Raw genomic sequence first — 14942 nt, 5'->3', positions numbered from 1 at the left:
AATATATGGTTGATAGCGTCAGCGATGTTTTCGCACAACAGAATAGTGTCAATCAAGCTCTCTTGTATCTAGGATTGCAGTCCCTGCTCCTGTTCGTCGTACAATCCGTTCAATTTCTTGACCGATATAACAATAATAAGATGCAGTTTAAGATGGGGTTTACTATCGATGAACAAATAGCGGCCAAAGCAGCCAATATTTCGTTGCGATACTTTGACTCGGGAAGCTTCTATGACATGCTGCAAAGAGCTTCATCCGGTCAAAGCCAACGGGTGATTGAGCTTCTTAATGGTCCCTTACAAATATTCCAAAGTATCATCACGATGATTTCTGTCATTGGCGTACTGCTCAATTTCAGTCCGATCATGGCGATCATTGTCATCGCCATCTCGATTCCTCCTTTTTTCATTAATCACCATATAGGTAATATGAGGCGCAGTCTGCTGATCAAGATGATACCGATTTCCAGACGCATCTCGTATTTTCTTAATTTATTGCGCGGAAGAGAGACGGCGAAGGAGGTTCGAGTCTTTCAACTGCAACATTTTGTACTTGGCAAATGGACCAAGGAGTACAACAAGCAAATGGGCTTTCAATTAGCGTTCGATCGAAAAAGTATTGGCATTCAAAGCGCCAATGATTTATTCAACATCGTTGTGATGACGGCAACCTTAGGACTCTTTATATGGTCAGGCTCCAGAAATGGATACAGCATTGGAGATTATATGGCAGTCTCACAGGCCTTTGTCACGATTCAAGGGGTAGCAACGGCTGTTTCGATGTCGGTTGCAGGAATGTTCGAGAATGTCAAGTTTCTATCCGATATGTTTGCATTTCTTAACATACAAGTGGAGGAAGAGCAGGCAGAGACCGACAGGCCTGCGACAGAGTTCCCTGCACTGAATGAACATGGAATTAGGGTTGAAAATGTATCGTTTGCCTACGACATCGACAACCGATTGAGGCTGAAGAACGTGTCGTTCCATATTAAGCCAGGCCAGAGAGTGGCGATTGTGGGGGATAACGGGGCAGGGAAGAGCACCTTGATCAAATGTCTCCTTGGCCTCTATCGCAACTATACAGGCCATATTTATTACGAGCATACCGATCTGAAGCATATGAGTGCCAAGCTTGTCTTCCAGCATGTCGGCGCTGTATTTCAAGACTATTCCAAATACGATTTTTCGGTAAAAGAAAATATTGGTATCGGCGATATTGAGCGTCTGGATGATGAGGAGGGAATTCGAGCAGCAGCAGAGAGAAGCGGCGCGCATGAATTTATTGCGAAGCTGGAGCATCAATACGAGACGGATGTGGGCAATACATTTGGCGGCGCAGTCGATCTGTCGGGGGGGCAATGGCAGAAGATCGCAATCAGCCGCTCCTTCTTCTCCAAGGCCAATCTTCTCGTCTTCGACGAGCCGGCAGCCTCCTTGGACCCGTTCGCGGAGCTGGCGTTGTATCAATCTCTGGCTAGTCTCTCCGAGGGGAAAATAGCGATCATGATCTCCCATCGATTGAGCAGTTGTGTGAATGCGGATCTGATCCTGGTGATGCGCGACGGGGAGATCGTGGAGCAAGGCGCACACGAGGAGCTGATAGCCAGTAACGGGTATTATGCGAGCATGTTCCTTAGCCAGCTCAGCAGCTATCAGAAGAAGACGGCGGTCGCCCAATCAGGTTGATGATGAGTGTGAGAAGGCAAGAAGATGGCTGTGGAGGAGGACGGGTGAACGATAGCAGGCAGATCAAGCGGCTTGCGAGGAAAGAAGAAGGTATGTCGGTGATGAGCGTGCAGGCCCGACGTACCTTCTTCTGGAGTACAGCTCATAGGATCTTTTCATTTCTCAACATCATATCGTCCTTGAGTATCTTGCGCGCGCGGTACAGGCATTGGCGGACGCTTCCTTCTGAAATGTGAAGCTTCTCGGAAATATGCCGATAGGATAGATTCTCGAAGCAATACAGATACAGAATCTGCTTGAGCCTCTGTGGCAGCTTAGCAATGCTGCTGAGCAATGCCGCATAATATTGTTCCCTCTCAAAGGATTGCTCTAGCGTCTCGTGAAACAGGCCTTGCTGATGTAGCAATATCTCGTTCTCAAAGGTGGACGGAATCATACGCTTATGCTTGCGCAGATGATTAATCGCCCCGTTCTTTGCAAGAGTCCTAAGCCAGATACAGATTTTGCTTCTGTCCAATTGATGTGGGGGCGAAGTAAACGCCTTGATAAATACCTCCTGAACGATGTCTTGAGCGGAATAATGATTCTTCACATAGGAAAAAATCAGCTTGTACACGAGTTGATTAAATGCCAAATATACCTCTTTCTGGACAGCAGCATCGAGCGCTTTGAACGACGGATCGAAAATTAACATTAATCTGTTCGTTACGGTCATTTGCCTTAAATAATTTCCCTCCAGTCCACTTTTGATTTGCTATTTTAGTATAGCACATTTTTTGTAATGAAATGTTAAAAATAATAAAATATTACAACTAAAACAAATTCATATACCTCTTCGTGACCGCTCCCTTGGACTCTCTGCCTATATAGAGTACAATTGATAATAAATAGTATAAAAAGTTGAGTAAGGGAGAGGGACATCGATTGAGAAACTATCTTATCTTTGGCGCTAGCAAAGGGTTAGGAGATGCCTTTGTAAAGGGATTGCCTGAGCAGGGCGATCGGGTGTGGATCGTCTCCAGGAGCAAGCCGGCCAGTCTGGAGCTGCAGGATGGTGTTACGCGCACATGGATCGCTGCCGATCTGTCGCAACCAACTGCTGCTCAAGTCATAGCGGGGAGCATCCAGGCGGAGAAGATCGATGTACTTATCTATAACGTCGGTATCTGGGAACGTGAAGGGTTCGAGGAGCACTATACCTTCGACAAGGATGAGCCCAGCGACATCGCCAACATGATCCATGTCAATATGACCTCTACGATCACTTGTATCCAGGCGGTACTGCCCCAGTTGAGACGGTCGGAAGCAGGCAAAATCATTCTGATCGGCTCGACAGCCGGGCTGGAGCATACGAATAATGCCCAGGTGACCTTTGTCGCCTCCAAGTTCGGCCTGCGCGGCATTGCTCACGCCCTGCGTGAGCACGTTCGCAAGGATGGCATCGCCGTCACTTGCGTAAATCCGGGGGAGCTGGCGGCAGAAGTTCCTTATGAGGAGGGTGCGGAGAGAGCGATTGAAGAATATAACGGCACCAGAATTCCTGTCCAGGACATCGTCTCGGTCGTGCGCTGCATCGTGAGTCTATCCAAGGTTTCCTGCGTGAAGGAGATTCATATCCCGGCCATAACCGACTTGAATGCGTAAGAAACGCGCCATGAACGGACGAGGGGGCTAAGCAAGCGTACAGGCTAGGCGAATTCCTTGCAGATAAGGGCATCGATGGGATCGTCTGAATTTTTCGACGGGAGAGACCCTATTCATCGAATCGGGGCATCCTAATTTATGTTCGCTGGCAAGGATGACCAAGGGGATGTGCGGGGGATGGAGCACAGCCTTGAACGAATGATGAAGGAGCATGGATGCCGATGAATGTGGATGAAGTGATGCAGGAGCTTGAGACGTTAGGTAAGGAACGGACGAAGAAGCAGTATCTATCCAATGGAGCACATGAGCCGCTGTTCGGTGTCGCGACAGGAGCGATGAAGCCGCTAGCCCGGATGATTAAGAGGAACCAGCCGCTGGCTGAGCAGCTATATGCGACGGGCAATTATGACGCGATGTACTTCGCGGGTGTGATTGCCGATCCGAAAGCGATGACAGCGGCCGACTTCGACCGGTGGATCGAGGGCGCGTACTTCTATATGATCTCGGATTATATCGTCGCTGTCACGCTAGCTGAGACCGAGATTGCCCAGGAGGTAGCCGACAAGTGGATTGCAAGCGGCGAGGACTTGCGCATGTCGGCGGGCTGGAGCTGTTATTGCTGGCTGCTCGGCAGCCGGCCGGATAGGGAGTTTTCCGAGGACAAGCTGAGCACCATGCTGGATAAGGTGCAAGCGGCGATTCATGATGCTCCTGAACGTACCCGCTATGCCATGAACAACTTCGTCTATACCGTGGCCATATCCTACGTGCCCTTGCATGACAAGGCCGTGGAGACCGCAAGAGCAATTGGTCCTGTTGAGGTGAAGGACAAGACCAAGAGCAAGCAGTTGAATGCCGCCCACAATATTAACAAGGCGCTGGACAGAGGACAGCTAGGCTTCAAACGCAAATATGTAAGATGTTAGCCGGTTGTTGCTATCAGCACAGATGCTTTCGCACCGCGCGCTGCTCCCAGTGCGCGGTGCATTGCTGCAGGACAGCGTTCGATCGAACTACCTACGACTCGTATGCAATGGTTTGAGTATATTGACAGGACACCATACGGTGTCCTATAATCAGATGAGACACTATATGGTGTCCTATTACAATAATAATGCGAAAGCAAGCGACAAGATGTCAGGCAGGAGGAGGCATGAATACCAATCTTCCAATGCGAGATGTGTTTGACGCCATAGCCGATCCAAGCAGGCGCCAGCTTATTCATTTGCTGGCTGAAGCAGGGGAGCTGCCGCTCCATGCGCTAACGGAGCAGTTCCCGATGGGACGTACTGCTGTATCCAAGCATCTGGCTGTGCTCAAGGAGGCCAGACTGGTTCATGATCGCAAGGTCGGCAGAGAGACAAGATACCGTCTGAATGCCGAACCGCTTAGAGAGGTTCAAGATTGGGCAGCATTCTATAGTAAGTTCTGGCGTGCGAATATGCTGCGCTTAAACCAACTGTTAGAGGAGGAAGAAGAGTGAGCTTGACCCTGACGATGGACTTTCAGTTCACCACCTCAATCGACAAGCTGTGGTCGGCCTTAACGGACGCCGGCAAGCTGAGCAAGTGGGTGGCCAATATCCATACCGGCGAAGGGATGGACAATAACTTTAAACCTGTGGTGGGACATCATTTTCAGTTCCGAACGCAGCCGACCGAATATTGGAGTGGGATCATCGAAGGAGAGGTGCTCGTCGTCGATGCACCAAGCAAGCTGTCTTATACGTGGGAGAGCGGGGAGAAGCATCTGATTACCTGGACGCTGAGCGATCTGGGCGACGGACGGGTCAACCTTCATCTCGAGCAAAGCGGCATCTCGAATGAGCAAGCACTAGGCGGCGCCAAGTACGGATGGGGAAAATGGTGCGCTATGCTGGACACCGTGCTGCAATGAGCTGTCGCTCTGAGCAAGCAAGGCCCCGGTTGATTCATCACAGCTAAGAAGACAGATAAGGAGAGATGAACATGGCCAACATCGTAGACTTCAAACAGGTATCGACTGCTGGAGTCGATACCTCGCCTGTAGCTGAGGCGCTGGCGGGCTTGCGTGCGAATGAAGCCCGATACTTCATGAACAAATACAAGCATGAATTCGCAGTTGTCCCGGCTAGTGAGAGCCAAGAAACACTGGACTATGTGCACCGGATTTTGAAGGAGGAGCGGCAGATTGAGTTTGCGAGCAGGCCGCTGGAGACCTCGCGTTTTCAGGTGGAAAACATTCAGTGGGCGTTCGTATTTTATGAAGATGGCCTGGAGGTGAACGTACTGTACACCGTGGATGATCCGAAGAAACGTGCGGTCGGCTTCAAGCTGTCCGAGGGAATGGAGGTGCCTCAGGAGCTGGAGGGCAAGTTCAAGTTTGCGAGGCAAAAGTCCAAGCTGGCTGGCACCATTCGCGGTTCGTTTTTCGTCATCAAAGGGGAATATGGATCGAATTGATCGCTCGCAAAAGGCGCAGGCATTCGGGATGATACCCGAAGAAGCCTGCGCTTTTTTATTGAAAAATAATATTTTTAAGGAAATATCTATAAAATATAAGGTTGTTTTTCATTCCATAATATAGTAGATTCTTCTAATATGTCTCCTCGCAGCACTAGATCAGAGAGAAGGAAGGGGATCATCTTGGGGAAGATCGGTGACATGCTGCTCCGCGCCAGATCCAATCTGGCGAACAACCTGTTCGTATTTCGGTTAGTATGGGATATGCAGCGGCAACGGGTCATTGCGGATTTTGCCGTGCAGGCCGGCCGACAATTTGTAAACGTTTTTTTCGCTGTTTTTTTTATGAAGTACATCATCGAAGCGATGACCACTGGCAGAGACTTTGAGCATATCGTCTATTTTATTGCAGGTACGCTGGCTCTGCTGCTCGTACTCAGCTTGCTGGACAACTGGTATATGCAGCGCTTCTTGCCGTCCAGCAATCTGTATCTGTATGAACAGCTTTATCTGGTGCTATTTCGCAAGGCGGCCACGGTCGAGCTGCGCTGCTTCGAGGATCACCAGTTCTACAACAAGTATACGAAGGCAATTCAGGAGGCCGACCAGCGGGTCACGGCGGTGCTGGACAGCTTGTCCGGCCTGGTATTCTCTGTCCTGGCGACGATCAGCATCTTCGCGGTCATGTATTCCATCGATCCTTGGGTCGTGCTGTTTGCCTTGCTCCCGATCGTTGGCAATTTTGTGTTTGGCAAGAAGCTCAATGCCATTCAGTTCCAGCAATATGAGGAGGGTGTCCCCTACCAGCGCAAGATGAACTACGTCAATCGAGTCATCTATTTGTCTCACTATGCCAAGGAAATTCGCCTGTCCCAGATCTTCGCCGTGCTGGTCAATACGTATAAGGAAGGATATGACGGCGTGATTGCGCTTGTTCACAAGTATCGCGTCAAGGCAGGTATTATCTCGTTCTTCAAAATTTTTCTCACCTTTACCCTGATATTTCAAGGCGTGCTGTTGTATGGCGCATATCTGGCGATGGTCAAGCAGTCGATCTCGATCAGCTCCTTCATCGTCCTCGGCACCGCTATGGTCAGCGGGGCGTGGTCGCTCATCCGCATGTCCGACAGTATTGTCGAGCTGAACAAAAATGGCATGTACATCGAGAATCTGCGAGCCTTTCTACGCTATGAATCAGAGATACCCGAGCATGCGGAGGAGAGGCGCAGCGAGCCGCCTCCGCTGCGAGAGCTGACGTTCCGGGAGGTAGGATTCACATACGATGGTGCGAAGACTCCTTCCCTGCGAAGCATTACGCTTGAGGTGGCCAGACAGGAGAAGATTGCTCTTGTCGGGCATAACGGCGCAGGCAAGTCGACGCTGATCAAGCTCATGATGCGTCTGTATGATCCGGTGGAGGGAGCCATCGAGTGGAACGGGCAGAACATCCAGGACTTCGATGTGCGAGCCTATCGTTCGCAATTCGGCACCGTATTCCAGGACTTCAGGATGTTCTCGATGACCATCGCTGAGAATGTGCTGATGCGCGAGGTGGAGGGAGAGGCCGACCGCCAGCTCGTCATTGAGGCGCTCACCAAGAGCCGGGTGTACGACAAGGTGGCTTCTCTGCCGGATGGCATCGATACGATGCTGACGATGGAGTTTGATGAGAAGGGCGTGGTGCTGTCTGGAGGAGAATACCAGAAGATCGCAATCGCCCGCATCTTTGCCCAGCCAGCCCAGTTGCTCATTCTGGATGAGCCGACGAGCGCCCTTGACCCGATTGCGGAATACGAGATATTTGAGAATATGATGGAGGCCTGTGAGGATAAGGCCGTGGTTATTATTTCCCATCGGCTGTCGTCTGCGATGCTGGCAGACCGCATCTATTTCCTGGAGGAAGGCACGGTCGTGGAGACGGGCACGCATAGCGAGCTGATGCAGCGACAGGGCAAGTATGCCGAGCTGTTCATGAAGCAGGCAGAGAAATATATGGAGCAGGAAGAGCTGGCGAGGGTGGTGAATCGACATGAAGGCTGAGAAGCACGGCTTTTCCGAGGTGATCAGGAATAATTGGTTTATACTCAAGTATGGGCTGCGCTATTCGCGAGCCTACATTATATTTACCTGCTTGTATGCGTGCTTGCAGGAGATCGAGATTTTCCTTGAGCATGTCATTTTGATCAAATTTGTATTTGACAGTGTACAGTATGGCACCTCCTTCTCGACGGTGGCGCTGTACATTGGATTGCTGGTAGCTTTCATTGCGGTCTGCTTCGTACTCGACAGCATCTACTTCCAGAGTGTGGAGCCCAAGGGGAAGGAGCTGCTCTACAAGCAGATTCGGATGGAGCTATATGAGAAGGCTGTCCGCACCGATCTGGCGAATTATGACAATCCCGCCTACTACAATGAATATGTGTGGAGTGCGAATGACGCGCATAACCGGATCAATGCCACGATCGAGAACATCCGTAAGCTGTGCCGATCGGCCACGATCATTATTGCCTCTGTTAGCTTCTTCCTGTTCGTGGACAAGCTGGGGCTGGTGTTCGTGCTGGTCTCCTTTGTCGCCTCGCTGCTGATCAATCTGCTGACCAACAAGCTAAGGTACAAGATGAACATGGAGCTCAACGAGCAGGATCGCAAGCGAATCTATCTGAAGCGGCTGTTCTATCTGGCGGATTATGCGAAGGAGATGCGGTTGTACAACATTAAGAGCCGGTTTTTTCGCGACTTCTCGGAGACGAATCAGACCATGCGCGGCACCGTTCGCAAATATTCAGGGAAGCAGTTCTGGCTTCATTTCACCTCGGATTTCTTATTCAATGAGCTGATCTTGGGCGGGCTGTACGTGATCTATATCGTGTTTATGACGCTGGTCAAGGGAACGCTCAGCTATGGCAGCGCAGTGACGCTGCTGAATTCCTCCTGGCGGCTCAAAGGGAATATGCAATATATGACCAGGCTGATCAGCGAGATGCAGGAGAACAGCCTGTATATCGGCAAGCTGCGGCGATTTCTGGATCAGGACAACATGATTCGGGAGAGCAATACGCCTGCGCAGGTGCCTGATCGCTTCGGCGGGCTGGAGCTGCGACAGGTGTCATTCCGCTATCAGCCAGACAGCAGCAGCATACTCGATCAGGTCGATCTCAGCTTGAAGCCGGGAGAGAAGATCGCGATTGTCGGCTATAATGGCGCGGGCAAGACGACACTCACCAAGCTGATTATGCGGCTCTATGACGTCAGCCAGGGGGAGATTCGTCTCAATGGGACGAACATCGATCAGTATAAGCTGGATGATTACCGGATGAAGATCAGCTCCGTCTTCCAGGATCATCAACTGTTCGCCGCTCTGCTCGGTGAGAACGTCAGCATGCGTCCCGCAGGCTCCAGTGACCCGCTCGTCATCCGGGAGGCACTGGAGCGCAGCGGCTTCGGCGATCGGCTCCATGGTCTGCCGCTAGGGCTGGACACTCCGATTACGAAGGAATTCGACGATGCGGGCATCGAGCTGTCAGGAGGCGAGGGGCAGAAGGTGGCGATCTCCCGCGTGTTCGCGAAGCCGACGCTGCTCATGATTCTGGACGAGCCGTCCAGCGCGCTCGATCCGATGAGCGAATACCATCTCAATCAGGTGATGCTGGAGCAGGCCGAGGAGCGGCCGATTATCTTCATCTCCCATCGCTTGTCTACGACGAAGATGGTGGATCGCATCTATATGATGGAGCACGGCAAAATCATTGAGCAGGGCTCCCATGACGAGCTGATGAAGCTGGATGGGCAATATGCCCGCATGTTCAACCTGCAAGCCTCCCGCTACCGCATGGTGGTAGGCGCAGAGTAAGGTGCAATCGTAAGGCGCAACAGGAAGCGGCGACAGTCCATGATTAGCCGCGCATGATCAGACAAGCAAGCGAAGAACCTTCCATACCGCCATTTGCTTTGCGCAAGTGTTGGGGGAAGGTTCTTTTGCTGTGCCGCTTACTTATTGTGTTTTACTTTAATGCGTTCTTCTTCTGGTGAACAGCCAGCCGCCTGCTACGAATGCGGCATATAGCAGCAGATTAAAGCCAACTCCGACCACCAGCGAGTCATTGAATAGCAGTGTCTCGAAGAAATCGACGACATGAGCTCGCAATGAAGGAATTGCCGTTCCGACCGGAATCGCTGCAATAACAAGCGCCCATAGGAGCCAGCCGACAGGAGACGAATAACCGGAGACCAGCAGGCTGATGAACGCCATGGCCATCATGTAGAAGGCAAGCTGGTACAGAAACGAGCCCACCAGACCGAATTGATCCCACTGAAAGGCCTCAACAAGATCAATCGTAGCCGTGTACTGCCGGAGCACCTTTACTTCCAATACGAACCATAACGAATTGATGAGCGCGATGACTGCGGCCCAGGCGGCATACACGAATTGAAGCCCCATGTAATAGTGCTCGCGGCTGGCGCCAAGATGGATAATCCGCTTGTAGTACACGAGCGGCAGGAGGATGGACATGAAGATTAAGATCAGAATCAATAGATTACCGTCTGACAGGCGAGTGCTGTGATCATTGCCTAGACTGAGGGTGACGATCAGATCAGCAAGCCTCCCAAGCAGGATCATCAGGATGACACCCCACACATATATTCTCGACTGCTGATAGGTTGCTTTAAAGTGAACGGCCAGACCCACGAGTGGAACCTCCTTCGATCAGATACAGGAAGAACTTCTGAAGCGATAGCTGTTCAATGGCGATGTCCAGCTCACGTGCCTGTTGTACATCCCGTTCCTCCAGTGTGTCATATAGTGCAGCAATGATGCCATGTCCATAGGCTTCCTGGTATAGAACGCGCTTATTGGCTGTGAACAGCGATACCGCCTCCGCATGGCCCCTAATTCGAAGCGCAGCCTTGCGTATGTGATCCATCTCCTCATGAAGCAGGATCGAACCGGCCTCGATAATGCAGATTCGTTCGGCCACGGGTGCAATCTCATCTACTAAATGCGTAGATAGTAATATGGTGCGGGGATGATGGGCATAGTCCTCCATCAGCGCTCTGTAGAACCGCTCCCGCATCAGGACATCGAGTCCAAGCACCGGCTCATCGAACAGCGTGAGCGAGGCGCGGCTTGCCAACCCGATGAGATTGCCTACGAGTGATGCTGTACCGCGTGAGAGCTGCCTGATCTTCTTGTCCGGATCGAGCCGGAATCGTTCCATCAGCTCACCCGCGAATGTCCAGTCCCATCCAGGATGAAAGCTTGCAGCATACCGTAGCGTATCGCTGATCCGCGCGCCTCCGAACAGAGCACTCGTCTCGCGGACATAGCAGAAGTCATCTGGGGGCTGCCCGGGGCGAAGCGTATTTCCTTTAACCTTGATGGTGCCGCCAGTGGGGAAGATTCCGCCCGCGATCATGTTCAGCAATGTCGTCTTGCCAGCTCCATTTTGCCCCAGCAATCCATGGATGACGTTCTCCTCCAGTTGCAAATTCAGATTCCGCACAGCGAATTCAGGGCCAAATTTCTTGTTCAAATCGCTGCATGTTAAGGCGGTGCCCACGGTTCATTCATTCCCCTCTCCACTGTCTGATCATGTCGATAATTTCTTCAGTCCGCAGCCCAAGCTTGTCTGCTTCATTGAGCAGATTGGATAACAGCTCCTTATGGAAACGTTCCTTCCGCTTGTCCTGTATTTTCAGCTTCGCATCCGTTGCAACAAACATGCCCAGTCCTCGTTTTTTGTACAGGATGCCCTCATTAACGAGCAGAGCAATGCCCTTCACGACGGTGGCCGGATTAATCTGGAACAGTTGAGAGAACTGCGCCACAGAGAGAATCTGCTCATCCACGCGGAAGGTGCCCTTTAGAATATCATCCTCAATTAGGTCAGCGACCTGCTGAAAGATCGGTTGCTTATCGTCGAAAGTGACGTTCATTGTTTCACCATTCATCCGTTTAGTATGTTGCCCTTCTAGCATACCATAATGGATGAGTCATCCCTTGTCAATATCACGAACATGTGATCCATCATTGACAGGGGAAGACGATGCGTATTATAGTATGCTACATGAGTGATATACTAACATACTAGACATGAATTGACTTGTCGAAGGAGAGGCTGCTCGTGAATACGTTCATTGAATTTACACAAGTAACAAAGGAATACAGCATCGGAGAGGTACACATCAAGGCGCTGGATGGCGTCGATTTCTCCATATCAGAAGGGGAATTCGTTGTTATACTAGGCGCAAGCGGTGCGGGGAAAAGCACGATATTGAATATACTCGGCGGCATGGATACCGCAACCTCAGGCCAGGTTCGGGTGGGAGATCAGGATATTACACGGCTGAATGACAGAAAGCTCACTCAATATCGCGCGGAGCATATCGGCTTTGTCTTTCAATTTTATAACTTGATACCGAATCTGACTGCACTGGAGAATGTTGAATTCGCCACCGAAGTATGTGCCAACCATCTGGAACCAAGACAGGTGCTGGATCAAGTGGGATTGACTCATCGAGTGGGCAACTTTCCCTCCCAGCTCTCTGGAGGCGAGCAGCAACGGGTGGCGATTGCCCGAGCAGTTGCCAAAAATCCGCTGCTGCTGCTCTGCGACGAGCCGACGGGCGCTCTCGATTATGTGACAGGAAAGTCGGTCTTGAAGCTCCTTCAGGATGTGAACAGGGATATGAACAAATGTGTCGTGCTGGTCACCCATAATACGGCCATTGCGCCGATGGCGGACAAAGTGATTCAAGTGAAAAGCGGAAAAATCGAAAGTGTGACGATCAATATGGACAAGCAAAGTGTGGAAGGGATCGAGTGGTGAGGATGAACCTATGGCTAAAACTGATAAGGGATGTCAAGCAATCTGCGGGTCAGTGTCTGACTTTTGTGTTGGTTGTCGCGGCAGGGGCCTTCTTCTACACAGGCTTGGTCACGCTAAGCGATAATCTGGGCGCTTATTCGAAGGCTTACTATGAGAAGCATAATCTAAGCGATCTAAATGTCTATTACAGCCGGATTACTGCGGAGGAGCTAGCGATTCTAAGGGAAGTGGACGGCATTCATACACTGGAAGGGCGCTACACCTTTGATGCCAAGCATTATGCTGCAGATAATAAGTCTACATTAAAGATTCACTCCATCCCGGTACCCAATGAAATCAATACATCGGCTGTCCTTGAGGGGCGTCTCCCTTCGGGCAAGAACGAGATTTTCCTGGATGCTCGCTATGCACAGGCGCATCACTATACGGTTGGCGATGAGGTCAGCCTGCACACGCAAGCGGGAGAAATGAAGTTCATCCTTAGCGGCGTTGGTGAGAATGTGGAGCATGCCAAAAAGAATGCTACCCAGGATCATCTTGCCTATGGCATCGGATATGTGAGCGAAGCAGCGATCCCGGAGGTTGCCGGCAGCTTGTATTATAATGAGGTGATGATTGATGCTCGCGACTCTGCTGAGCTTCACCAATTAGGGCAAGCGATTGAGGCCAAGTCCCAGTCCCTTGCGTATATCGGTCAAGTCAGCAAGGAACGCACCTTCAGCTATTCCCAGCTACAGGCCACATTGTACAATAACCGCTTGATGAGTACCGTCGTCCCGTTGGTGCTCTTCATGATCGAGGCGATGATATTATTTCTGGCGATGTCGAGGATTATCGATTCCGAGCGAAGCCAGGTGGGCATCATGAAGGCATTGGGGGTTCGAAACGGCAGCATCATGCTTCATTATATGGGCTACCCTGTACTGGTCGGGATCATCGGCTCCATAGTAGGCTTTGCCGTTGCGGCTTGGGTATTCGTTCCCATCATCGAGACGTCCAACGCACGATCCTACTCGCTGCCGGGCATTCAATTTCCGCTCTCTATGTATACGCTCCTTCCTCCACTCCTGATCTCCAGCGCATTTGGCATGCTGGCCAGTTACCTGAGCGGCAGAGCGATCCTGAAGGAACGTGCGGCCCAGGCGATGCGCCCCAAGCCTCCCAGAAGGATGAGACAGATTCTTCTGGAGAAAATTCCGGGTCTATGGAGCCGCCTCCCGTACAGCAGCAAGCTGATAGGGAGAAATATATTTCTGAACAAGCAACGGGCGCTGGCTAGCGCGGCAGGCATCGTCGTGAGCACCGTGCTGTTGATTACGGCTCTTGGCACGCAGACGGCATTGCAGAGAGTAGCGAGCCAGATTGAAGAGGTATACAGCTATGATCTGAGAGTCGATTACACAGCGGGGGCGGTCTTGGATACGGCGACACTGCCAGAGGGGATTGCCCGTCACTACGATCTGTCCACCATGCCGGTTGAACTTCGAAGTGGCCAGCAGACGGAGCAGGCGGAGCTGGTCGTCACGAGTAAAGAGAACGACTTGATCCACTTTTATGATGAACATGACAACCGGATTACGCTGGAGGATCATGGTGTACTCGTACCCAAATCCTATGCCGACCAATATAAGATCTCCGCAGGGGATCAGATTCGAATTGCCTTTGCAGCCCCGGAGCTGAATAATCAAGTTGTAGATATGAAGGTGATAAGCATTACGACACAATATTCGAATCCATCGTTTTACATTACGCCCGACTATCTGGAGAGCTTCGGACTGACGTACCGTCCTGCCTCGATCGTGGTTGAAGCGGATAGCGTGAGCGAGCTGGCCAGTATTCGCAGCTTCTTCGAGCAAGAGGCTCAGGTTGAGGATATGACAGACAAGACGAATCTGAGGCAAACCGCCCAGTATATTATGAAGCAAAATAACTTTGTATTTATTATGTTTATCATCTGTGCGGTTATTCTCTCCTTCGGTGCCATCTATACGATCTCCTCCATCAATATCTATGAGAGGAATCGAGAGCTGGCCACCCTCAAGGTGCTAGGCTATCAGAAAAATCAAATCAACCGTCTCATTTTTGTGGAAAATAGTGTTCTGACCGTATTCTCCATCATCATTGCCTGGCCGATTAGCCACTATATGTATAAGAAGGTCGTTCAAGCGCTGTCCAGCACCCATCAGCAAATCCCGGATCAATTGAATGTGTCCACGGTCCTGTTCGCGGTTGTACTGGCTCTCTCGCTGACACTGCTGTCTAACCTGCTACTGAGAAGGAAAGTCACCCGGATTCATATGATTGAAGCGCTCAAAGGCGTAGAGTAAAGCGGCAGCGGTGCCGGA

General features: G+C 51.0%; 14 protein-coding genes. 10 read left to right on the top strand and 4 right to left on the bottom strand.

Annotated features, from left to right (window positions below; genetic code table 11):
* Positions 1-152 precede the first annotated feature (152 nt).
* Positions 153-1685 carry an ABC transporter ATP-binding protein gene (locus ACY1JZ_RS15950; RefSeq protein WP_462630070.1) on the top strand — a complete coding sequence of 511 codons (1533 nt, stop codon included), beginning with the start codon at positions 153-155 and terminating at the stop codon, positions 1683-1685.
* A 142-nt stretch (positions 1686-1827) separates the two neighbouring features.
* Here ACY1JZ_RS15950 and ACY1JZ_RS15945 read toward each other — a convergent pair whose 3' ends face one another.
* Positions 1828-2319, bottom strand: coding sequence for an RNA polymerase sigma factor (locus ACY1JZ_RS15945; protein ID WP_462630069.1), 492 nt, complete (start codon positions 2317-2319; stop codon positions 1828-1830).
* A 290-nt stretch (positions 2320-2609) separates the two neighbouring features.
* On the opposite strand from ACY1JZ_RS15945, the gene ACY1JZ_RS15940 reads away from it, so the two are divergent.
* The 7 genes from ACY1JZ_RS15940 to ACY1JZ_RS15910 all read left to right on the top strand — a co-directional run bounded on the left by ACY1JZ_RS15940 (position 2610) and on the right by ACY1JZ_RS15910 (position 9620).
* Positions 2610-3329: an SDR family NAD(P)-dependent oxidoreductase gene (locus tag ACY1JZ_RS15940; protein WP_270169887.1), complete on the top strand. Its 720-nt coding sequence runs from the start codon at positions 2610-2612 to the stop codon at positions 3327-3329.
* Positions 3330-3550: 221 nt separating this feature from the next.
* A complete protein-coding gene (locus ACY1JZ_RS15935; RefSeq protein ID WP_462630067.1) occupies positions 3551-4255 on the top strand; it encodes a DNA alkylation repair protein in 705 nt (234 codons plus the stop codon).
* Positions 4256-4482: 227 nt separating this feature from the next.
* Positions 4483-4812 (top strand): ArsR/SmtB family transcription factor, encoded by a 330-nt coding sequence (locus ACY1JZ_RS15930; protein WP_270169891.1) that lies wholly within the window; start codon positions 4483-4485, stop codon positions 4810-4812.
* A complete protein-coding gene (locus ACY1JZ_RS15925; RefSeq protein WP_462630066.1) occupies positions 4809-5225 on the top strand; it encodes an SRPBCC family protein in 417 nt (138 codons plus the stop codon). Before ACY1JZ_RS15930 ends, ACY1JZ_RS15925 begins: the two co-directional genes overlap by 4 nt.
* A 71-nt stretch (positions 5226-5296) precedes the next feature.
* Complete coding sequence (locus tag ACY1JZ_RS15920) at positions 5297-5770, top strand: DUF8821 family protein (RefSeq protein ID WP_270169895.1); 474 nt, start codon at positions 5297-5299, stop codon at positions 5768-5770.
* 183 nt (positions 5771-5953) lie between these two features.
* Complete coding sequence (locus ACY1JZ_RS15915) at positions 5954-7810, top strand: ABC transporter ATP-binding protein (RefSeq protein WP_462630065.1); 1857 nt, start codon at positions 5954-5956, stop codon at positions 7808-7810.
* Positions 7800-9620 carry an ABC transporter ATP-binding protein gene (locus ACY1JZ_RS15910; RefSeq protein ID WP_462630064.1) on the top strand — a complete coding sequence of 607 codons (1821 nt, stop codon included), beginning with the start codon at positions 7800-7802 and terminating at the stop codon, positions 9618-9620. The genes ACY1JZ_RS15915 and ACY1JZ_RS15910 overlap by 11 nt, the downstream gene beginning before the upstream one ends.
* Before the next feature lie 156 nt (positions 9621-9776).
* Here ACY1JZ_RS15910 and ACY1JZ_RS15905 read toward each other — a convergent pair whose 3' ends face one another.
* From ACY1JZ_RS15905 to ACY1JZ_RS15895, 3 genes are read right to left on the bottom strand one after another with little or no spacing between them, the layout of a single operon-like run.
* Positions 9777-10457, bottom strand: coding sequence for a hypothetical protein (locus ACY1JZ_RS15905; protein ID WP_462630063.1), 681 nt, complete (start codon positions 10455-10457; stop codon positions 9777-9779).
* On the bottom strand, positions 10435-11328 hold the full coding sequence (locus ACY1JZ_RS15900; protein WP_462630062.1) for an ATP-binding cassette domain-containing protein: 894 nt from the start codon (positions 11326-11328) through the stop codon (positions 10435-10437). The genes ACY1JZ_RS15905 and ACY1JZ_RS15900 overlap by 23 nt, the downstream gene beginning before the upstream one ends.
* A gap of 7 nt (positions 11329-11335) precedes the next feature.
* Positions 11336-11704, bottom strand: coding sequence for a GntR family transcriptional regulator (locus tag ACY1JZ_RS15895; RefSeq protein WP_462630060.1), 369 nt, complete (start codon positions 11702-11704; stop codon positions 11336-11338).
* Between the two features lie 188 nt (positions 11705-11892).
* Here ACY1JZ_RS15895 and ACY1JZ_RS15890 point away from each other — a divergent pair, with 188 nt between their 5' ends.
* Together ACY1JZ_RS15890 and ACY1JZ_RS15885 are read left to right on the top strand one after the other, a co-directional pair.
* The gene (locus tag ACY1JZ_RS15890; RefSeq protein WP_270169907.1) at positions 11893-12597 is read left to right on the top strand and encodes an ABC transporter ATP-binding protein; all 705 of its coding nucleotides are present in this window, start codon (positions 11893-11895) and stop codon (positions 12595-12597) included.
* 2 nt (positions 12598-12599) lie between these two features.
* Complete coding sequence (locus ACY1JZ_RS15885) at positions 12600-14924, top strand: ABC transporter permease (RefSeq protein ID WP_462630058.1); 2325 nt, start codon at positions 12600-12602, stop codon at positions 14922-14924.
* Positions 14925-14942 lie beyond the last annotated feature (18 nt).

This window comes from Paenibacillus sp. J5, assembly GCF_054955055.1.
This window is presented reverse-complemented; position numbering and strand designations above follow the sequence as displayed.